This is a genomic window from Streptomyces sp. SN-593, assembly GCF_016756395.1.
GTDB classification, from domain to species: Bacteria; Actinomycetota; Actinomycetes; order Streptomycetales; family Streptomycetaceae; genus Actinacidiphila; species Actinacidiphila reveromycinica.
The window spans coordinates 8,270,101-8,288,760 of the sequence record NZ_AP018365.1 but is presented as its reverse complement, the minus strand read 5'-3'; the positions used below and the strand labels follow the sequence as shown (position 1 = coordinate 8,288,760).

Here is an 18,660-nt window from a genome sequence, read left to right as displayed (position 1 = left end):
ACATGACAGACACGTTGGCTAGGCTGGTCCCCATGCCAGCCACACCCCCCGACGCCGTATCCGGCCCCGGACTGCGGGAGCGCAAGAAGGAGCAGACCCGGCACGAGCTGCGCGAGAGCGCCGCCCGGCTCTTCGCCGCCCACGGGTTCGCGGGCACCACGATCGCCGACATCGCCGCGGGCGCGAACGTCTCCGAGCGCACCTTCTTCCGGTACTTCGACAGCAAGGAGGCACTGCTGCTGCCCGACGGGGCGGAGCTGTTCGCCCGGGTCGAGGCGGAGCTGACGGCACGCCCGGACACGGAACCGCCGTTCGACGCGGTGTGCGCGGCGCTGCTGGCGGCCGCGGGCGCCTTCGGCGCCACCAGCCTGACCGCGCTCACCCACTCCCTCGAAGGCACCGAGTCCCTGGTGATGGCCCGGCTGGTGAAGGAGTTCGTCCGCTGCGAGGCCCGGCTCGCCGCGCTCGTCGAGCGGCGGCTGCCGCCGGAGACCCCCGACCGCGACCTGTGCGCGGCCGTGCTCGCGGGCGCCGCCCTGTCCGCCGCGCGCGCGGTGCTGCGCACCCAGCGCGGCCGGCGCGCCGCCGGCACCGCCGAGCCCACCGCGGCCGGACTGCTGCCCGAGGCACTGGCCCAACTCGCCCGACTCCCCCGGATCGGAACCACCGACGCATGACGCCCAGCGACAAGCCCCAGGACCGGCGTACGGACACCCGCATATCCGACGCACCCGCCGCGCCCAAGGAGCCCGGGGCCCCCGCCGCGCCCGAGGGGCCCGGGGCGCCCGCCGCGCCCGGGGCACCCGAGGAGCCCACCGCACCCGAGGGGGCCAGGGGCACCGCCGCGCCCGGGGCACCCGAGGAATCCGAGGCACCTGCCATGCCCGGTCACCCCGGAGCACCTGGCACCCCCGCCGGCCCCGGCGCGCCCGCGGCACCCCCGGAAACCGGAGCGCCCGCGCGGACGCCGCGGCGGTTGGTCCCCGGCCGCCGCGCCGTGGTGGTGGCCGGCTCCGTCGTCGTCGGGCTGGCCGTGCTCGCCGCCACCGCGAACCTGGTCCTCGCCCACACCGCGCGCGAGCGCATCGCCCGCGCGGCGAGCTGCCGGCTCGCACCGACCGGTTCGGTGTCGGCGGACCTGTCCGGGAGCATGGCCGGACTGCGGCTGCTGACCGGGCAGGTCGGCACCGTGCACATCCGCGCCGAGGACGTGGAGCGCGACGGCATGGCCCTGACCGTCGCCGCCGACCTGCACGAGGTGACCACCAAGGGCACCATGAGCGGCGGCACCGCCACGGCCACCGTCTCCTTCGACGAACTCGGCAAGCGCCTCGACCGCAAGGGCGCCGGTCTGCGTCCGGAGTCCGACGGCCACGGCGGCCTGGTGCTGACCGGAACCCTCGCGGGCATCCCGCTCCCGGTGACCGTGCACACCTCCATCCGCACCGGCAAGGACTCGGTCACCGTCACCCCCACCGACGTCGACGTGCTCGGCCGGACCATCCCGGTGGCGCAGGTGACGCGCGGTCAGGGAAGTTCCGGGCTCGCCGCGAAACTCGCGCCGCGCACCGTGAAGGCGCCTGAACTCCCCACGGGGGTCGCCCTCACCGGGGCCCGTACGACCGGCGACGGGCTCGCGCTGACGCTGTCGGTGCCGGCCAGCACGTCCGCGGGCGATGCGAAGGGCTGCGCCGCGTAACGACCTCGGCACTCCACTCGACCGGCGGATCGCCACTACCTAGGATGGCGGATGGTTCCGAAGGTCCTTCGGTGAACCGGAGTTGCGTGAGCAGAGCAATGTGGTGAGGGGTCATATGCCAGCCGGAGATGCGTCGTCGAGCACTTCCATCGATGTGACGGTGCCCAGCGTCGCCCGCATGTACGACTACCTTCTGGACGGCAAGGACAACTACCCCGCCGACCGCAGTGCCACCGAGCAACTGCTGGAGCAGGTGCCCAGCATGAAGGTCCTGGCGCTGAACAACCGCCAGTTCCTGCGCCGGGTGGTGCGGGTGCTCGCCGAGGAGTACGGCATAAAGCAGTTCGTCGACCACGGCTCCGGCCTCCCCACCCAGGACAACGTGCACGAGATCGCCCAGCGCATCCACCCCGACGCCCGCGTCGTCTACGTGGACAACGACCCGATCGTGCTCGCGCACGGCCGGGTCCTGCTGGAGCAGAACGAGAACACCGCCGTCATCCAGGCCGACTTCCGGGACACCGAGAGCATCTGGGAGAGCCCGGAGGTGCACCGGCTGATCGACATGGACCAGCCGGTGGCCGCGCTGTTCGTGTCGGTGCTGCACTGTGTGAAGGGCACCGAGGACCCCGCGGGCATGGTGCACCGGGTCCGCGACCGGCTGCCGGCCGGAAGCTGCCTGGTGGTCTGCCAGTTGGTCAGCGAGGACCCCGACGTGCGGCGCGGCGTGAGCGAGTTCATGGACCAGTCCACCGGCGGCAACTGGGGCGAGGTGCGCGAGCAGAGCGATCTGCTGACCTACCTGGACGGCACCGAACTCCTGGAGCCCGGCCTCGTCGAGGTGTCCACCTGGCGCGCCGACAGCGAACTCGCCCTGGTCCAGCCCAGTTACGAGTGGATCGAGTACGGCGGCGTCGGCCGCGTGGGCTGACCTCGTCCGTTCCGCCGGTGGGCGCCGCGGTCGCGGCGCCCACCGTGCGTACCGTCCCCGCGCGTCACTCGTAGCGGCGCAGCGCGTCCTCCAGCAGGACCCTGCTCTCCGCCGGCGTGGCCGCGACCGCGCTCAACTCGTCGAGCGCCGCGCGGTAGCGGTCCAGGTCCTCCAGCCGGTCGAGGTACATCGCGCTGGTCATGTGCTCCAGGTAGACCATGTGTCGAGCGCCGCGCGGTAGCGGTCCAGGTCCTCCAGCCGGTCGAGGTACATCGCGCTGGTCATGTGCTCCAGGTAGACCATGTCCGGCAGGAAGCCCTGCGCGAACCGCAGGTAGGTCACGGCCGCGCCCGGGGTGGCGGCGGCGCTCGCCTCGTAGGAGGCGATCTGGAGCCGGACTCCCGGCTGCCGCAGCACTTCGAGCAGGTAGGCGAGTTGGTCGCGCATCACCTGGGCGCCGCCGACCGGGCGGTGCAGCACCCCCTCGTCGATGAGGGCCCAGAGCACGGGTGCGCCCGGCTCGTTCATCCGCCGCTGGCGCTCCAGCCGCAGCTCGACCCGCTGCTCCACCTCGCTCTCGGACGCCAGCCGGTGGCCGATGCGCACGACGGACTGCGCGTAGGCGGGCGTCTGGAGCAGGCCGGGCACGAACTGCGTCTCGTAGGTGCGGATCACGTGCGCGTCGCGCTCCAGGCCGATGAGCTGCTGCAGCCAGTCCGGCACCACCTCGCCGTACGGCTGCCACCAGTCCGGCCGGGCCGAGCGCTCCACCATGGCGACGATCTGGTCGCGCTCGTCCGGATCGACCCCGTAGAGCGCCAACAGCTCATCGACGTCACGGCACTTGAGGTTGACGTGCGCGGTCTCCATGCGGCTGATCTTCGAGGCGTGCGCACGGATGTGCCGGCCCGCGTCGACCGGGCTGATCGACCTGTTCTCCCGCAGCGCCCGCAGGTAGTTCCCGAGCACGCGGGCCATCGCCTTGGCCCCCATGGAGGGGCGGCGTTCGAGAAGCTGTATGGGCGATACGAGCTGCGGCGCGGCAGGCATGCGGGCTCCCAACACAGGTACGGGCCGGGACCAGTATTGCACCGCATCACCGCGAACGGCTGTACGTGTGCGCCGACGGCCCGGAATGCGCTACGGCGCGTGCGCCGCCTCGCGTCCCAGGCCGTCGGCAGCGGGAAGTGCCTTTCCCTGACGGGGTGTTCGGCCGCGCGCGGTCAGCCGGTGTAGGCGTCGAAGTCGCCGTCCCTGGCGCCCTCGACGAACGCCGTGATCTCCGCGCGGGTGTAGACGAGCGCGGGTCCGTCCGGGTGGCGCGAGTTGCGCACCGCCACGCTGCCGTCGGGCAGCGCGGCCACCTCGACGCAATTGCCGCTGGAATTGCTCCGCCCGCTCTTGACCCAGCGGACCCCGGAAATCGAACTGGCCTGCACACCGTTCTCGAACTGCTGCACCTGGCATCACTCCTACGTCGGTCGGGCGGCGTTCGGTTACGCTCACGCACCAGGAGCCACGGCAGTTGCCGATACGGCCCCGTGCGCATGTGCCGCTGCAATTCCCGATGCAATTGCAGCGGCGCTCCGCACGTCACGGTACTGTCGTGACGTGCGCGGTGTCGACACATGCGTGAACGGCTCGGCTCCGGGGTAGGGTCAAAGCCGCTTCCGGGATGTTGCAGCTCAGGGGGCCGCAACACCCCGGACGCCGACGCCCCGCGCGAGCACGGCAGTTGCACGACCGTACGGGGGTCGTCCAACTGCCGTGCCGTCCGTGGACCCGGTCCGCGTGGCGGGCCGCCACGACGCGGCGCGGGCCGGCCCGCCGCGGCTGCTCACGCCGCCCGGCGCACCTCGATCAGCAGTGCCTGACCCGGGTTGAGGCTCGGCATCGGCAGCCCGGCCCTCGTGAGCACCGCACCCGGCAGCCGGACCCAGCCCTCCAGCGCCGCGGTCAACCACGCCGGCCCCCCGGTCTGGTGCATCGACGGCAGGCCGAGTTCGGTCCGCACACGGACGTCGTACCGCTCCTTCGCGGCAAGGCCGGGCAGTTGGACCCGGCCGAACTGCGCCTCGGTGGACGTCGCGGTGCGCGCCCAGCAGTACAGCGCCGCCGAACCGTCGAGCGCCACCACGCCGTGCAGCAACCGCGCCTCCCGCTGCGGGTCGTCCGGTCCGGTCAGGTCCGCCCGGACCGTGCGCCCGCCGTGCAGCAGCGGGCGCAGCTCCCGGTACATCGCCGTCCACGCGGTGATCCGCGCCAACTCCTCGTCCGTGCAGGTGGTCAGGTCCTGCTCGATGCCCGCGTGCCCGAACAGCGCGGTGGCCAGCCGGAAGGACACGGAGGTCTCCCGGTGGGTGGTGTGCGCGGGCGACGGACCGAAGTGCGCGCCGACCAGCTCGGGCGGCAGCAACTGCCCGGTCCAGCGCTGGATCGACTGGCGCTCCACCGGGTCGTTGCAGTCCGAGGCCCACACCCGGTCGGTGCGCGCGAGGATGCCCAGGTCCACCCGCCCGCCGCCGCTGGAGCAGCTCTCGATCTCCAGCCCCGGATGCCGCTCCTTCAGCGTGTCCAGCAGCCGGTAGAGCGCGACCACCTGGGCGTGCGCCACCGGGCGGTCGGCGGGGCCGTGCACGGCCTCGTGCAGGTCCCGGTTGTGGTCCCACTTCAGGTACGCGATGCCGTACTCGGTGACCAGCGCGTCGATGCTGTCGAGCAGGTACGCCCACGCGTCGGGGTTGGTGACGTCCAGGACGTACTGGTTGCGGGAGGACGGACCGCGCCCCGCCGCGGGGCCCAGCACCCAGTCCGGGTGCGAACGGGCCAGCTCGGAGTCGGGGTTGACCATCTCCGGCTCGAACCAGAGCCCGAACTGCATGCCCCGCGCCCGGACATGGTCCGCCAGCGGAGACAGCCCGCGCGGCCACACCTCCGGGTCCACCTGCCAGTCGCCGAGCCCGGCGTTGTCCGAACGGCGCCCGAGGAACCACCCGTCGTCGAGCACGAACCGCTCGACGCCGACGTCCGCGGCCTTGTCCACCAGCCGCAGCAGCCGGTCGAGATCGTGGTCGAAGTAGACCGCCTCCCAGCTGTTGAGGACCAGCGGGCGGGGCCCGGCCGGGTGCTGGGGGCGCGCCCGCAGCAGGGTGTGGAAGCGGTCGGCCAGGCCGTCCAGCCCGTCGGCGGACCAGGCGTACCAGCTCACCGGCGTGCGGTAGCCCTCGCCCGGTGCGAGCCGCACCTCGCCCGCCCGCAGCAGCTCGCCCCCGCCGAGCGCCGCGGCGTGCACCCCGGCGCCCTCGGGCAGTTGCTCCACCAGGAAGCGCTGGTCGCCGCTCCACGCCACGTGCACCGCCCACACCTCCCCGGACCGGAACCCGAAGCCCGGCGTGCCGACCGCGAGCAGGTACGGCGAGTCGAGCCCGGGCTTGCCCCGCCTGACCTCCCGCGCGTAGGTGCCGTGCGCCAGCGGGCGGCGCTGCGGGGAGCGCTCGCGGCTCCACTTGCCGGTGAAGTCCAGCACCTCGCCGGCCCGGCGCGGCACCGGCAGCAGCGTCACCGCCTGCGCGAGGTCGTACGGCGCCGGGTCGGCGCCCTCACCGGCGCGGCGGGTCAGGTCGGCGTGGACGCCCAGCACCCCCGAGGGCTCCATCCGGTAGGTGACGGCGACGTCCAGGCCCGCGCCGGCGTCCGCCAACTCGATCCTCAACTCGCCGCCGCCGCGCGGGTCCTGGCGGTGTTCCACGGCGGACGTGGCCAGCCGCGGCGCGCTCGCCCCGCCGACCAGGTGGCCGTGGTGTGCCGGGGTGCCGGACCACCCCTCGGCCTCGGTCGGCCACACGGTGAAGCGCCGCCCGCAGTCGATCGAACTGTTCAGCACGGCGGCCTCGCCGGTCAGGCTCAGCGCGGCCAGGTCCGCGTCGGACAGGTCGCCGAGGTCGGCTCCCCAGTGCAGCACGCGGGGCACCGGCTCCGTCATCTCCACGACGAGACTCGTACCGGCAGCGCGCAGAGCGACGATCCGTGCCGAGGTGGTGGGCATGCGAGGGTGTCCTTTCCATGGGCCGGCGGCGAATCTAACGAGCCTTTCCTTCCACCGTCAACATATCCCCGCCCCCGGCGCACCCGGACACCCGCCAGGGGTGCGGTAGAGCTGCGACGCCCAGCCGCAACCGGCGCCCGGGTCGCCGCACACCGCGACAGACCCCCTCCGGGGGCCCGGGGAACTGCACGACCAGCCGGGGCGGCCCTGCACCCGGGTTTTCCTCCGAACCCCCGCGGCGATCCGCCGGCCCCGCCACCGGGGCCGGGGCCTCCCGGAGCGCCCCGAGTCACGGCTTGAGCCCTGCGGGAAACTTCCTTTTGTTGCCCCAGGAAATGTATCCTCCGCCCCATGACCCTCGCCGCTCGGCCGCCCGCCGCGGCCCTGGTCTTCCGCACCCTGCTCGTCCACGGCCCGCTCCCCCGCGCCGAGATCGGCCGCAGGACCGGCCTGTCCCCGGGAGCCGTCACGAAGGTCGCCACCCCGCTCCTCGCCGACGGCTGGCTCACCGAACTCGGCGGCCCGGCCGCCGCCGGGGCGCGCGGCTCGGGCCGCCCCGCGGTCCCCCTCGCGATCCGCGCGGACCGCGCCCGCTTCGTCGGCGTGAAGATCACCGGGGACGAGCTGATCGGCGTCCTCACCGACCTGACCGCGCGCCCGCTGGCCACCGGCCGCGCCGAACTCCGCTCGCGCGACGTGGACACCGCGGTGCCCGACCTCGCCCGGCTCGTCTCCCGGCTCTGCGCGGACGCCGGACCGGAACGGCCGGGCGGAGGGCGCGGGCCGGCGTACGGCGCGGTGCACGGCCTCGGCGTCACCCTCGCCGGGGACGTCGACGGCCGGACCGGCGTCGTGGGGTACTCCCCCTTCCTCGACTGGCGCCGGGTGCCGCTCGCCCGGCTCGTGGAGGCCGCGACGGGCCTCCCGACCCTGGTCGAGAACGACGTCCGCGCCCTGACCGTCGCCGAGCAGTGGTTCGGCGCGGGCGTCGGGCTCTCCTCGTTCGCCCTGGTCACCGTCGGCGCCGGCATCGGCTGCGGCCTGTCGATCGACGGCCGGGTGGTGTCCGGGGCGCACGGCGTCTCCGGGGAGGTGGGGCACCTGCCGGTCGGCGGCACCGACCGGGTGTGCACCTGCGGCAACACCGGCTGCGTGGAGGCGGTCGCCTCCAGCCGGGCCATCACCGAGCAGGCGCGGGAGGCGGCCGGCGACCCCGGGCTCGGCATGGCCGGCGCGGTCCGGCTCGCCCACGCCGGCCACCGCGAGGTGCGGGCGGTCTTCGCCCGGGCCGGCCGGGCGATGGGGCTCGCCCTCGCCTCGGTCGCCAACCTCGTCGGCCCCGAGCGGATCGTCATCTCCGGCGAGGGCGTGTCCTCCTACGACCTGTACGAGGAGCAGATCCGGCGGACCTTCGCCGCCCACGCGTTCGGCGCGGCGGCCGACTGCGACCTGGTGGTCCGCCCCCTGCCGTTCGAGGAGTGGGCGCGCGGCGGCGCGGCGGTGGCCGCCCAGCGCCTCTTCGCCCCGCTCGGGTAGCCGGGGCGCTTCCGCGGGCGGACGGGGCCGACGCGCCGACAGGCGAACGGCGGCGAACCGGGGCGAACCGGAGGGCGGAGCCCAGGCCGCGAGCCGCAGGGGCCCCGAGCCGGTGACGGCGGCCGTCAGCCACCCGGGCGGAGCCGGGGAGGAGCCGTTGAGGGCGGGAAGGAGCCGGGCGGGCCCGCACGTCCCCCGCCGTCACCGCGCGGCGCGCAGGTCCCTGACGACGCGGAACCGCTCCAGCACCACCCGCGTGGCGTCGTCCACGGTGAACCCGGGGTCGCCCAGCGCCTCGCGGACCTCCGGGCCGTGCCAGAACCGCTCGTGGCCGGCCCGCCACGAGGCGACGCTGTCGTCCCCCTCCCCCTCGTCCAGGGCGTGCGCGAGGTCCACCTCCCCGAGCGGTACGACCCGTACGTCCGTCACCTCGATCACCGCGACCGGCCGGTCGTCGGAGTCCACCACCGCCGACCGGTCGCCGACCCGCGGCAGTGCCTCGCCCTCGTGCTCGTAGTCCGCGACGAGTCCGGTGGTCGCGGTCTTGGTGCCGTCGAGGACCGCCGCGACGAGCTTGTCCCGCAGCGGGCCCGGGAAGGCGAACTCGGTCCTCGGCAGCGCGGCGGGATCGGCGGGATCGGCGGGCAGGTCGGAGCCGGAATGGGTCGTCATGCGCTCACGGTAGCGGCCGGCGCTCCCGCCCCCGGCGGCGTACGGACGGCGGACCCGGTCCCGTACGGCCCGCGCCGCACCCCCGGCGGACCGGCGCCGTACGCCCGGCAGGCCCGCACCCTACGCCCGGCGGCACGCGCGCGGCCCGCCCGGAGGGTCCGGACGGGCCGCGCGGCCGCTTGTCGTGCCGGGGAGGGTTACGCCTCGTCGGCGCGCACCAGCAGCACCGAGACGTGCGCCACCTTCGCGACGCCGCGGCTCACGCTCGGGTGCAGCAGGCCGGAGATGCCGCTGTAGTGGCCGGGGCCGACCGCGATGAGGTCGCTGCCCAGCGCGTCGGCGCGCTCGGTGAGGATCGCGGCCAGCTCCTCGCGCAGGCCCTCGTCGACCTCGCCGTCCGCGGTGATCCCCTCGCCCCGCAGCCGCGCGACGGCCTCGTCGACCACGCGGCGGCTCTCGTCGCTCTCCTCGACCGGCACCACGGTGCTGGCGATCGCGCCGCCGATCACCTGGGAGGGGCGGATGTGTATGACCTGGACCTCGGCGCCGGTCAGCTTGGCGAGGGAGGCGACGGCCTCGACCACGGCCGCACCGTGGGACGTGCCGTCGACAGCGGCGAGGATCTTCTTGTACATGGTCCAACTTCCTTGTCCGTACGGGGTCTCGCGGATCGGCGGGCCCTCCGCATCGTTGAGCGGCCGGGACCCGTGATCCATTCCCGGAACCGGAGTGGCGTCGGACACTCTTCCGCCGCTCCCCCACCGCTCTGCCCCCGGCTCCCCTCGCGGACGTCGTCGGCTCCCTCTGGCGGACGCAGTCTGCCCCGCCTCGCGGACCCCGCCCGCTCCCCTGGCGGACGCCGTCTGCCCCCACTCGCGGACCCCGCCGGCGGCGCACGTGCGGGCCCGGGGGCCGCGCCGATCCGCCCGATTCCGTCCGCGGGGCTCGACGGGGCGGCGGCGCGCCCCTTGAATGAGAGGCGGGGACTTTGCGGACACGCCCTGGGTGGCCTGGCGGGGCGACGGTCGAACGACGACGAAGTCGGGATGACGATGGCGGAGATGGGTGCGCTCAAGCGGCGCCGGACGCTGCTGGAGCACGAATGGGCCCGGTTGGTGCCGCAGTTGCGGTCCGCCGGGCGGGGCGCGGCGGACGCGCCGCCGGTACGGGCGGAGGTGGCCGAGTCGTGGGCGCGCTCGCTGCCGACGGTGGACCCGGGCCGGGAGAGCGCGCCGCCGGCCGCGGGCGGCCGCACGGCCGGCTGGGCGCGCTCCCCGCTGTACCGGCCGGTCACCGACCTGGCCGGTGAGCTGTTGAGCATCGCCGAGGACGCCGGTTTCGTCGCCGCGGTCACCGACGAGTGCGGCACCATCCTGTGGACCTGCGGCGGCCGGGTGATGCGGCGCCGGGCCGAGCGGGTCAACTTCGCGCCGGGCGGGCGGTGGGACGAGGGTGCGATGGGCACCAACGCGCTGTCGCTGGCGCTGCGCAACGGCCTGCCCAGCACCGTGTTCTCCGCCGAGCACCTGGTCGCGGCCCTGCACGGCTGGGTCTGCTACTGCGCACCGATCCACGGCCCGGACGGCCGGGTGCTGGGCGTGCTCGACCTGTCCACCACCTGGGACCGTTCGCACCCGCTGGCGCTGCCGACCGTCCGCACCCTGGCGTCGGCGATCGAGGCGCGGCTGCGGGACGGGGCCGGACCGGACCGGCCGCGGCCGGGGGTGGAGCTGCGCTGCCTGGGCCCGGCGCGGGTGAGCCGGGCCGGCGCCCCGCTGCACCTGCCGCCGCGGCAGTTGGAGATCCTGGCGCTGCTGGCGCTGGAGCCGGGCGGTTTCACCCCGGAGCGGCTGCGCGCGTCGCTCTACGGGGACCGGCCGGTGACCGCGTCCACCTTCAAGGCCGAGGTGTCGCGGCTGCGGCACGCGCTGGACGGCGCGGTCGCCACGCGGACGTATGCGCTGACCGAGCCGGCCGTGTGCGACGCGGTCGAGGTACTGGAGGCGCTCGGCCGCGGTGACACCCGTACGGCGGTCGAACGCTACCGGGGGCCGCTGCTGCCGCTGTCGGAGGCGCCGGGCGTGGTGGCCTGGCGCGAGCACCTGGAGGTGGTGGTGCGCGAGGCAGTGCTGGCCGCGAGCAGCCCGGAGGACGCGCTGCGCTACGGCGAGCGGGCGCCCTACGACACGGAGGTGCACGAGCACGCGCTGAGGCTGCTGGGCCCCGGCGACGTCCGGCGGGGCATCGCGGTGAGCCGGATCGGCGCGTCGCGGCGGTAGGCGGGGCCACCGGAGGGCGCCCGGGGGTGGGCGGGTGCCCTGAGTGGGTGCCCCTGGGGTGCCCGGGGGGGCGTGGGACCGCGCCCGCCTTCGGTGTTCGCCCGCGCCAACCTTTCGCCAACCTCCGCCGTCCACAGTGGTCGCGTCGTACCTCTGCGTATTTCAGGAGCGCCGTCATGGTCTACGCGCAACCCGGCACCGAGGGCAGCATCGTCAGCTACGCCGCCCGCTATGACAACTTCATCGGGGGCGAGTGGGTCGCGCCCGCCGAGGGCCAGTACTTCGACAACCCGTCACCGGTGACGGGCGAGACCTTCTGCCAGGTCGCCCGCTCGACCGCACCGGACATCGAGGCCGCGCTGGACGCGGCGCACGCGGCCGCCGGCCCCTGGGGCCGTACGTCCACCACGCAGCGCGCGATCGTGCTCAACAAGATCGCGGACCGCATCGAGGAGAACCTCGAGAAGCTGGCGGTCGCCGAGACCTGGGAGAACGGCAAGCCGGTCCGGGAGACGCTCGCCGCGGACCTCCCCCTCGCGGTGGACCACTTCCGCTACTTCGCGGGCGCGATCCGGGCGCAGGAGGGCTCGATCGGCGAGATCGACGCGGACACGGTGGCGTACCACTTCCACGAGCCGCTGGGCGTGGTCGGGCAGATCATCCCGTGGAACTTCCCGATCCTCATGGCGACCTGGAAGCTGGCGCCGGCGCTGGCCGCGGGCAACTGCGTGGTCATCAAGCCCGCCGAGCAGACCCCGGCGAGCCTGCTGCTGGTGATCGAGCTGATCGCGGACCTGCTGCCGCCGGGCGTGGTCAACGTCGTCAACGGCTTCGGGGTGGAGGCAGGCAAGCCGCTGGCGTCCAGCCCGCGGGTGGCGAAGGTGGCGTTCACCGGCGAGACCACCACCGGCCGGCTGATCATGCAGTACGCCAGTGAGAACATCATCCCGGTCACGTTGGAGCTGGGCGGCAAGAGCCCGAACATCTTCCTGCCGGACGTGACGGCGGCCGACGACGACTACCTGGACAAGGCCGTCGAGGGCTTCGTGATGTTCGCGCTGAACCAGGGCGAGGTCTGCACCTGCCCGTCGCGCGCGCTGATCCACTCCGGGATCTACGACGCGTTCATGGCCCGCTGCGTGGAGCGCACCCGCGCGATCAAGGGCGGCGACCCGCTCGACCCGGCGACCATGCTGGGCGCCCAGGCCAGCAACGACCAGTACGAGAAGATCCTCTCCTACATCGACATCGGCCGGCAGGAGGGCGCGGAGGTGCTGACCGGCGGCGCCGCCCGCACCGTCGAGGGGCTGGAGGGCGGCTTCTACGTCGAGCCGACGATCTTCCGCGGCACCAACGACATGCGGATCTTCCAGGAGGAGATCTTCGGCCCGGTGGTGTCGGTGACGACGTTCGACTCGGTCGACGAGGCGCTGAAGCTCGCCAACGACACGCTCTACGGCCTGGGCGCGGGCGTCTGGACCCGCGACGCCAACACGGCCTACCGGATGGGCCGGGAGATCAAGGCCGGCCGGGTCTGGACGAACTGCTACCACGCGTACCCCGCCCACGCGGCGTTCGGCGGCTACAAGAACTCCGGGATCGGCCGGGAGAACCACAAGATGATGCTGGAGCACTACCAGCAGACCAAGAACCTCCTCGTCTCGTACTCCCCGAAGGCCCAGGGCTTCTTCTAGCCCCTCCCCATGGGCGCCTGACCTGGGCATTTCCCAGGCCAGGCGCCCACGAGGAAGATCACCGCCACCGCGGCGGAATACTCCCGGTCCTCCCGATATCTCCCCCGGGTCTCCCACCTCCGACCGGCTTCTCCGGGGCATTTCCGGGCCGGATTTCCCGTGACCGGTCACCGGCGGCGTCCGCGGTCGCCGCAGCGCCGATGTCGGAGTGTGGAGCAGTGGGAACCGGACACGCCGTCAGGAGGTCAGGCGCGCGTTCCCGTTCGACGGAGGGCCCGCCAGCGCGTACGTGGAATCCGCACCGCCGGGACTACCGACCGCGAAACCGTCGCCGTGGCGACGTGGTTGCGCGCGGGGGCCCGGCCTGGCGCCTGTCAGCCACCGGGGCGATGCGTCGTACTGCCGCCGAGAGACGGCGTCGAGGGGCGTCCGCGGTGCGGTGGCCACCGGGTGGGCAAGGGCGGTCGCGGTCAGGGCAGTTCGGTGGCCAGCCGGCCCAGCTCGTCGGCGGCTTGCGTGATGAGCGCCGTGAGGTCCGCAGCCGTCACGCCGTCCCAGGCGCCGCTTCCGTGCTCGAAGACGGCGGCGCCGGCTCGTGCCGCCAGGCGCGCGGTGGGCTCGGGGATTCCGCGTGTGCCGAGCGCGCCGGTGAGTGCCTCGGTGAGCGTGGCCGACTTGGCGTGGGCCCTTTCCCGCAGTGCGGGAGAGGTCTCGATGATCCGCGCCCGGCGTTCGGCCACGGGGCGGCCCGCGACGAAGAGCGGTACCGCGGCACCGTACGCGCGTAGGACGAGGGCGAGCGGCGGGAGACCGGCCGGCGCCGACGCGATCGCGGCGGTCATCGTGTCGATCAGCTCCCGTTCGCCGTCGAACAGCACCTCGCGCTTGTCGACGAAGTGCCGGAAGTAGGTCCGCTCCGTCACTCCCGCCCGAGCGGCGATCTCCGCCGTGGTCGTGGCGTCGAAACCCTGCTCGCCGTACAGCTCCAGCGCCGCCTCGCGCAGTCTCGCCCGCGCTGGGGCACCACTTCTCGGCATGGCCACATCCTAGTGGGTGTCAGTCACTGACGCTTCCTGTAGGGTCAGTGACTGAAGCTACGCCGCGAAGGAGAGATCATGTCCGCTGTTTCGTCCCGTGTTGTCCGCTTCCATGAGACCGGGGAGCCGGGCGACGTCCTGCGCGAGGAGCGCACCGAGATCCCGGACCCGCCGAGCGGCACTGTGCGCGTCCGGGTCCTCGCCACCGGACTCAACCCCGCGGACTGGGAACTGTGCCGCGGGTTCATGCCGGGGACCCTGCCTCGCGGCATCGGTTGCGACGTGGCCGGCGTCGTCGACGCGATCGGCGCGGACACCGACCCGGGGCGTGGCACCGGTCGTGACGCGGTCAAGGTCGGCGACACCGTCTTCGGCACCGCCGACTTCGCGGGGCAGCCGAGCGCGGGAGCCGCGGACGTCGCCGTCCTGAACGGTTGGGCCCAGGTGCCCGACGGACTCGACCCGATACGGGCCGCCACCCTGCCGATGGTCGTGCAGACGGCCGCGTGGACGCTGGAGCTCATGGGCCTCGAACCCGGCCACACACTTCTCGTCCACGGCGCCGGCGGCATGGTCGGCTACGCCGCCGTACAGCTCGCACTGCGCCAAGGTGCGCGTGTGATCGCCACGGCCGGCCCCACCTTCGCCGCCGACCTCGAAGGGTTCGGCGCACACGTCACGGGCTACGGCGAGGGCATGCCCGAACGGGTGCGCGCGCTCACCGGTGGCGAGAGCGTCGACCTCGTGCTCGACGCGCCCCGGCCGAGCCCGGGGACGCTGCCCGACCTCATCGCCCTGGCCGGCGGCGACCCGAAGCGCGTGGTGACGATCAGCAACCACGCCGAGGCCCGGGAACTCGGCGCCCGCGTCAACATCGACGAACTGAGGCCCGGCCTCACACCGCTCGACGTCCTCTTGCCGGAGTACGCCTCCCTCGCCGCCGAAGGAGCGTTCCGCCTCCCGATCGCGCAGTCCTACCCGCTGAGTCAGTGGCGCGACGCCATGGCCCTCAGCCTCTCGGGCCACCCCCACGGCAAGGTCGTCCTGCTGCCCGCACTCGACGGTCCCACCGCCTGACCGGTCCCCGCCCGATCGGCCACGACGTCGCCTCCAGGGATGTCGCCTCCAGGGATGGGGAGCACGCGGGGGCACGCGCAAGGCAGGGCCGGTTCTCCCGGCCCCGCCGGTGAAAGGGGTACCGGACGCGTGCGCGTGGGCCCTGGAGGGGGCGCCCCCTCTCACTGGTGCACGTGTGCCCGCTGCCCTTCGCGGTCGAAGACCATGATCAACTCGGCCGGACCGTACAGGGCCGTGATCGCGTGCGGGACCATTGTCGTGAACTCCGCCGCCTCACCGGTGTCGACGTCGATCTGCCGCTCGCCCAGCCACAGCCGCACACTCCCCTCCAGCACCAGGAACCAGTCGTGGCCCGGATGGACCCGCAGGCAGGGCTGCTCATCGGACCGCTCCAGACGCATCTTCATCGCGACCGTGCGGCCGTCGGGACGACTCAGCGGCCACGTCGTCCGCGTGCCATTGCTGTGGGCGACCGGCCGGATGACGACGTCGTCGTCGGTGGGCGCCTCGAAGAGCAGGTCGAGACTCATCTGGAGGGCGCCGGCCAGCGGCACGAGCACGTCGAGGCTGAGCGTGCGCTTGCCCGTCTCGACGCGGCTGATGGTCGACGCGCTCAGGTTGGTGCGCTCGGCCAGTTCGTCCAGGGAGTACCCCAGGGTGGTGCGCATGCTGCGCAGGCGCGACCGCGCCAGAGCCTCGATGTCGGCGACTGCGTTCATCCCCCCATCCTCGCGCATCTTGCGAATTGTGCAAGGTCGTTTGCCGATCTCGCAGGCCGCTGTAGCGTCGTCGCCATGAGCGAGCATCCCGCGCCGAGCCGGCGGACGGCCCACCCCGAGCACACCGGCCACCCCCAGTACCCCGTCCTGGAACGTCACTGCGACGTCGCCGTCATCGGCGGCTCGGCCGCCGGCCTGGCCGCCGCCCTGCAACTCGCCCGCCAACGCCGTGGCGTCGTCGTGGTCGACGACGGCACCCCGCGCAACGCCCCGGCCGCACACATGCACGGCTACCTCGGGCACGAGGGCGCAACGCCCGGTGAGCTGACGGGGATCGGGCGCGCGGAGGTACGCGCCCACGGCGGGGAGGTGCTCACCGGCCGGGTCGTGGGGGTGCACCGCCGCGACGACGGCCGGTTCCGGCTCGACCTCACCGGCGGGCACACGCTGGTCGCCCGCCGCGTCCTCGCCGCGACCGGCCTGTCCGACGAGCTCCCCCCGATCGACGGCGTCGCCGAGCAGTGGGGGCGTGGCGTGGTCCACTGCCCGTTCTGCCACGGCTTCGAGGTGCGCGACCAACGCCTGGTGCAGATCGTCACGCACCCCCTGGGGCTTCACCCGACGCCGCTGTTCCGGCACCTGACCGACCGGCTGACCGTCGTGCTGCACGACCCGACCGGGCTCGACGACGACGCGGTCGAGGCCCTTGCCGCCTCCGGCGTCCCCGTCGAGCGCAGCGAGGTCGTCCGGGTCCTCACCGGCCCGGACGGCGAGGTGTCAGGGGTCGAACTCGCCGGCGGCCGCGTCCTCGAAGCCGATGCCGTCGTGGTCGGCCCCCGGTTCCGCGCACGCGCCGAGGTGCTGGCCGGCGTCGGGCTCGCCGCCGCTCCGCACCCGACCGGCGCCGGTGACGCGCTGACGGTCGACCCGCGCGGAGAGACCTCCGTACCGGGGGTCTACGCGGCCGGCAACCTCACCGACCCGAGTGCGCAGGTGCTGCCGTCGGCCGCCCGAGGCAGCCAGGTCGGCGCCATGATCGCCTTCGACCTCGCCGAGGAGGACCTGCGCGCCGCCGCCCGGCACTCGGGCGAGGAGGCCGACTGGGACCAGCGCTACGGGGGTCCTGACCGGACGTGGAGCGGCAACCCCAACGGCACGCTCGTCCGCGAGGCCACCGAGCTGACCCCGGGCCGGGCGCTCGACGTCGGCACCGGTGAGGGCGCCGACGCCCTCTGGCTGGCCGAGCACGGCTGGAAGGTGACCGCCACCGACATCTCCGGCAACGCGCTCGCCCGGGTGCGGACCGAGGCCGAACGCCGCGGGCTCTCCGTCACCCTCGTCCGCAGCGACGCGAACGATCCCGCCCCCTTCGGCACCGATACCTTCGACCTGGTCTCCTTGCAGTACGGCTCGTTCAAGCGCACGCCCGACCAGCGCGGTCTGCGCAGCCTGCTCGCCGCCGTCGCCCCCGGCGGCACCCTCCTGGTCGTCCACCACGACCTCACCCCGCTGCACGATCCGGTGGACGTGGCCGCCCAGACCCGGATGTACGACCCGCAGGCGTTCGTCGGGCTCGACGAGGTCGCCGCCGCGCTCACCGCCGACCCCGACGCCTGGCACGTCGAGACCCACGAGACCCGGCCACGGCCCGCCGGGGCCGCCAGCCCCCACCACGTCAGCGACGTCGTCCTGCGCGCCACCCGACGAACGCTCTGATCACGCCACCGTCCCCGACGGTTCACCCCCGGCACCGGTCGGGAACAGCCGCTCACCGCCCGTTCCCGACCGGTGCTCCCCGCGCCAGTGGCTTTGCTCCGGCGCCCATGCCCGGGCCGTCGCGAAGGTCGACACCCTGCGGGCCGCCTCGACGCACCGCCGGCGATGCTCCGGCCGCTGCCGTCCCCCGGTCCCGAGCCACCGGGTTCACACGGGAGCAGAACCCTCCTTCAGGACAGCAGTCGCTCGCTCACCTCCCACAGCCGGCGGGCGTCGTCGGGGTCGAGCATCGCCGAGTTCGCGTCCGCCGGGATGCTGTCGGCGGTCAGTGGGCGCGGCTCGTCGTCGATCACGGCGACATCGCTGTCCTTGAGGTAGACCCCGCCGAGTCCGTCCAGCAGCGGGCTGGCCGCGCCGAAGACGAGGGTCGCCGCACCCTGCTCGATCGTCTTCTTGCCGGCCACGGGGTCGATGACGGTGTCGCCGTTGTCGTCGATCAGTCCCTGCGCGCGGTAGGAGGCGACCTGTTGCGGGGTGAAGGGGCCGGGGCCGATGACGACGCCGGGGTGGGCTGCGAAGGCCCGGATGCCCTGTTCGGCGTGGCGGCGGTCGAGTTCGACGCTGAACAGGACGTTGGCCCGCTTGGCCTGGCCGTATGCCGAGGCGGGGTCGTACCCGGTTTCGAAGTCCAGGTCGTCCCAGCGGATCTCGCCGAACCGGGCCGCGCCCGAGGACACCGTGACGACCCGGGCGCCTTCCGCCGCGCGCAGAGCCGGCAGCAGCGCTCGGGTGAGGTGGAAGTGGCCGAGGTGGGAGGTCGAGAACTGCAGTTCCCGACCGCGTGCGTCGCGTACCGGCCGCGGGTGGAACGGCACCGCGGCGTTGTTGACCAGAACGTGCACGGGCTGCCGCGAGGCGAGCCGGCGGCGGGCGAAATCGTCGATCGAAGCGAGGTCGGTGAGGTCGAGACGCTCGACGCGTACCCCCGCGAGTCCGTCCACCGCCGCGGCTGCCCGTTCCGGGTCGCGCGCCGCCACGGTCACCCCGGCACCGGCGGCGGCGAGGGCACGGGTGACCTCTCGGCCGAGCCGGCCGTGACCGCCGGTGACGATCACCTCCTGCCCGCTCAGGTCAAGACCGTCGAGGACGTCGGCGGCGGTGGAGGCGGCGGTGAACGGTGTGCCCAGGGGGGTCTGCTGTGCTGTCATGCCTCCAGTCTCGGTCGCCAGGCCGGGACGCCGAATGGTTGTGCGTC

At 73.9% G+C, this 18,660-nt stretch carries 17 protein-coding genes; 8 read left to right on the top strand and 9 right to left on the bottom strand.

From position 1 onward, the window contains the following. Nucleotides 1-32 precede the first annotated feature (32 nt). The 3 genes from RVR_RS34940 (at nucleotide 33) to RVR_RS34930 (ending at nucleotide 2,630) form a co-directional block, all read left to right on the top strand. Entirely contained in the window at nucleotides 33-677 is a 645-nt protein-coding gene (locus tag RVR_RS34940) for a TetR/AcrR family transcriptional regulator (RefSeq protein ID WP_202237929.1), read from the top strand. Further along, nucleotides 674-1,699 carry an LmeA family phospholipid-binding protein gene (locus RVR_RS34935; RefSeq protein WP_202237928.1) on the top strand — a complete coding sequence of 342 codons (1,026 nt, stop codon included), beginning with the start codon at nucleotides 674-676 and terminating at the stop codon, nucleotides 1,697-1,699. Before RVR_RS34940 ends, RVR_RS34935 begins: the two co-directional genes overlap by 4 nt. A 115-nt stretch (nucleotides 1,700-1,814) precedes the next feature. Then, a complete protein-coding gene (locus RVR_RS34930) occupies nucleotides 1,815-2,630 on the top strand; it encodes an SAM-dependent methyltransferase (RefSeq protein ID WP_202237927.1) in 816 nt (271 codons plus the stop codon). 64 nt (nucleotides 2,631-2,694) lie between these two features. On the opposite strand, the gene RVR_RS38780 is transcribed toward RVR_RS34930, so the two are convergent. The 4 genes from RVR_RS38780 to RVR_RS34910 form a co-directional block, all read right to left on the bottom strand. Then, on the bottom strand, nucleotides 2,695-2,850 hold the full coding sequence (locus RVR_RS38780) for a Scr1 family TA system antitoxin-like transcriptional regulator (RefSeq protein ID WP_202237926.1): 156 nt from the start codon (nucleotides 2,848-2,850) through the stop codon (nucleotides 2,695-2,697). After that, nucleotides 2,829-3,680 (bottom strand): helix-turn-helix domain-containing protein, encoded by an 852-nt coding sequence (locus tag RVR_RS34920; protein WP_202237925.1) that lies wholly within the window; start codon nucleotides 3,678-3,680, stop codon nucleotides 2,829-2,831. The genes RVR_RS38780 and RVR_RS34920 overlap by 22 nt, the downstream gene beginning before the upstream one ends. A 173-nt stretch (nucleotides 3,681-3,853) precedes the next feature. Then, entirely contained in the window at nucleotides 3,854-4,090 is a 237-nt protein-coding gene (locus RVR_RS34915) for a DUF397 domain-containing protein (RefSeq protein WP_202237924.1), read from the bottom strand. A 377-nt stretch (nucleotides 4,091-4,467) separates the two neighbouring features. Beyond that, entirely contained in the window at nucleotides 4,468-6,675 is a 2,208-nt protein-coding gene (locus tag RVR_RS34910; RefSeq protein WP_202237923.1) for an alpha-galactosidase, read from the bottom strand. A gap of 351 nt (nucleotides 6,676-7,026) precedes the next feature. Between RVR_RS34910 and RVR_RS34905 the strand changes: the two genes are divergently transcribed. Beyond that, complete coding sequence (locus tag RVR_RS34905; protein WP_202237922.1) at nucleotides 7,027-8,211, top strand: ROK family transcriptional regulator; 1,185 nt, start codon at nucleotides 7,027-7,029, stop codon at nucleotides 8,209-8,211. A gap of 201 nt (nucleotides 8,212-8,412) precedes the next feature. Here RVR_RS34905 and RVR_RS34900 read toward each other — a convergent pair whose 3' ends face one another. Together RVR_RS34900 and RVR_RS34895 are read right to left on the bottom strand one after the other, a co-directional pair. After that, a complete protein-coding gene (locus RVR_RS34900; protein ID WP_202237921.1) occupies nucleotides 8,413-8,883 on the bottom strand; it encodes an ASCH domain-containing protein in 471 nt (156 codons plus the stop codon). Nucleotides 8,884-9,080: 197 nt separating this feature from the next. Then, nucleotides 9,081-9,518 (bottom strand): universal stress protein, encoded by a 438-nt coding sequence (locus tag RVR_RS34895; RefSeq protein ID WP_202237920.1) that lies wholly within the window; start codon nucleotides 9,516-9,518, stop codon nucleotides 9,081-9,083. A gap of 411 nt (nucleotides 9,519-9,929) precedes the next feature. Here RVR_RS34895 and RVR_RS34890 point away from each other — a divergent pair, with 411 nt between their 5' ends. Then, on the top strand, nucleotides 9,930-11,162 hold the full coding sequence (locus RVR_RS34890) for a transcriptional regulator (protein WP_237405153.1): 1,233 nt from the start codon (nucleotides 9,930-9,932) through the stop codon (nucleotides 11,160-11,162). Between the two features lie 176 nt (nucleotides 11,163-11,338). After that, entirely contained in the window at nucleotides 11,339-12,856 is a 1,518-nt protein-coding gene (gene adh, locus RVR_RS34885) for an aldehyde dehydrogenase (protein WP_202237919.1), read from the top strand. A gap of 470 nt (nucleotides 12,857-13,326) precedes the next feature. On the opposite strand, the gene RVR_RS34880 is transcribed toward adh, so the two are convergent. Beyond that, nucleotides 13,327-13,893 (bottom strand): TetR/AcrR family transcriptional regulator, encoded by a 567-nt coding sequence (locus RVR_RS34880; protein WP_202237918.1) that lies wholly within the window; start codon nucleotides 13,891-13,893, stop codon nucleotides 13,327-13,329. Between the two features lie 78 nt (nucleotides 13,894-13,971). Between RVR_RS34880 and RVR_RS34875 the strand changes: the two genes are divergently transcribed. After that, on the top strand, nucleotides 13,972-14,970 hold the full coding sequence (locus RVR_RS34875; protein ID WP_202237917.1) for an NADP-dependent oxidoreductase: 999 nt from the start codon (nucleotides 13,972-13,974) through the stop codon (nucleotides 14,968-14,970). Nucleotides 14,971-15,131: 161 nt separating this feature from the next. Here RVR_RS34875 and RVR_RS34870 read toward each other — a convergent pair whose 3' ends face one another. Beyond that, nucleotides 15,132-15,689, bottom strand: coding sequence for a helix-turn-helix domain-containing protein (locus tag RVR_RS34870; RefSeq protein WP_202237916.1), 558 nt, complete (start codon nucleotides 15,687-15,689; stop codon nucleotides 15,132-15,134). 75 nt (nucleotides 15,690-15,764) lie between these two features. Between RVR_RS34870 and RVR_RS34865 the strand changes: the two genes are divergently transcribed. Continuing rightward, nucleotides 15,765-17,405, top strand: a complete 1,641-nt coding sequence (locus RVR_RS34865; RefSeq protein ID WP_202237915.1) for a bifunctional NAD(P)/FAD-dependent oxidoreductase/class I SAM-dependent methyltransferase — start codon at nucleotides 15,765-15,767, stop codon at nucleotides 17,403-17,405. A gap of 230 nt (nucleotides 17,406-17,635) precedes the next feature. Here the strand turns inward: RVR_RS34865 and RVR_RS34860 are convergent, their stop codons facing one another. Beyond that, a complete protein-coding gene (locus tag RVR_RS34860; RefSeq protein WP_202237914.1) occupies nucleotides 17,636-18,613 on the bottom strand; it encodes an SDR family NAD(P)-dependent oxidoreductase in 978 nt (325 codons plus the stop codon). Nucleotides 18,614-18,660: the final 47 nt, after the last annotated feature.

What these genes read in the sequence shown, in the direction of transcription:
- RVR_RS34940 (WP_202237929.1), top strand. Translation starts at nt 33, where the DNA reads ATGCCAGCCACACCCCCCGACGCCGTATCCGGCCCCGGACTGCGGGAG.
- RVR_RS34935 (WP_202237928.1), top strand. Translation starts at nt 674, where the DNA reads ATGACGCCCAGCGACAAGCCCCAGGACCGGCGTACGGACACCCGCATA.
- RVR_RS34930 (WP_202237927.1), top strand. Translation starts at nt 1,815, where the DNA reads ATGCCAGCCGGAGATGCGTCGTCGAGCACTTCCATCGATGTGACGGTG.
- RVR_RS38780 (WP_202237926.1), bottom strand. Translation starts at nt 2,850, where the DNA reads ATGGTCTACCTGGAGCACATGACCAGCGCGATGTACCTCGACCGGCTG.
- RVR_RS34920 (WP_202237925.1), bottom strand. Translation starts at nt 3,680, where the DNA reads ATGCCTGCCGCGCCGCAGCTCGTATCGCCCATACAGCTTCTCGAACGC.
- RVR_RS34910 (WP_202237923.1), bottom strand. Translation starts at nt 6,675, where the DNA reads ATGCCCACCACCTCGGCACGGATCGTCGCTCTGCGCGCTGCCGGTACG.
- RVR_RS34905 (WP_202237922.1), top strand. Translation starts at nt 7,027, where the DNA reads ATGACCCTCGCCGCTCGGCCGCCCGCCGCGGCCCTGGTCTTCCGCACC.
- RVR_RS34900 (WP_202237921.1), bottom strand. Translation starts at nt 8,883, where the DNA reads ATGACGACCCATTCCGGCTCCGACCTGCCCGCCGATCCCGCCGATCCC.
- RVR_RS34895 (WP_202237920.1), bottom strand. Translation starts at nt 9,518, where the DNA reads ATGTACAAGAAGATCCTCGCCGCTGTCGACGGCACGTCCCACGGTGCG.
- RVR_RS34890 (WP_237405153.1), top strand. Translation starts at nt 9,930, where the DNA reads ATGACGATGGCGGAGATGGGTGCGCTCAAGCGGCGCCGGACGCTGCTG.
- adh (WP_202237919.1), top strand. Translation starts at nt 11,339, where the DNA reads ATGGTCTACGCGCAACCCGGCACCGAGGGCAGCATCGTCAGCTACGCC.
- RVR_RS34880 (WP_202237918.1), bottom strand. Translation starts at nt 13,893, where the DNA reads ATGCCGAGAAGTGGTGCCCCAGCGCGGGCGAGACTGCGCGAGGCGGCG.
- RVR_RS34875 (WP_202237917.1), top strand. Translation starts at nt 13,972, where the DNA reads ATGTCCGCTGTTTCGTCCCGTGTTGTCCGCTTCCATGAGACCGGGGAG.
- RVR_RS34870 (WP_202237916.1), bottom strand. Translation starts at nt 15,689, where the DNA reads ATGAACGCAGTCGCCGACATCGAGGCTCTGGCGCGGTCGCGCCTGCGC.
- RVR_RS34865 (WP_202237915.1), top strand. Translation starts at nt 15,765, where the DNA reads ATGAGCGAGCATCCCGCGCCGAGCCGGCGGACGGCCCACCCCGAGCAC.
- RVR_RS34860 (WP_202237914.1), bottom strand. Translation starts at nt 18,613, where the DNA reads ATGACAGCACAGCAGACCCCCCTGGGCACACCGTTCACCGCCGCCTCC.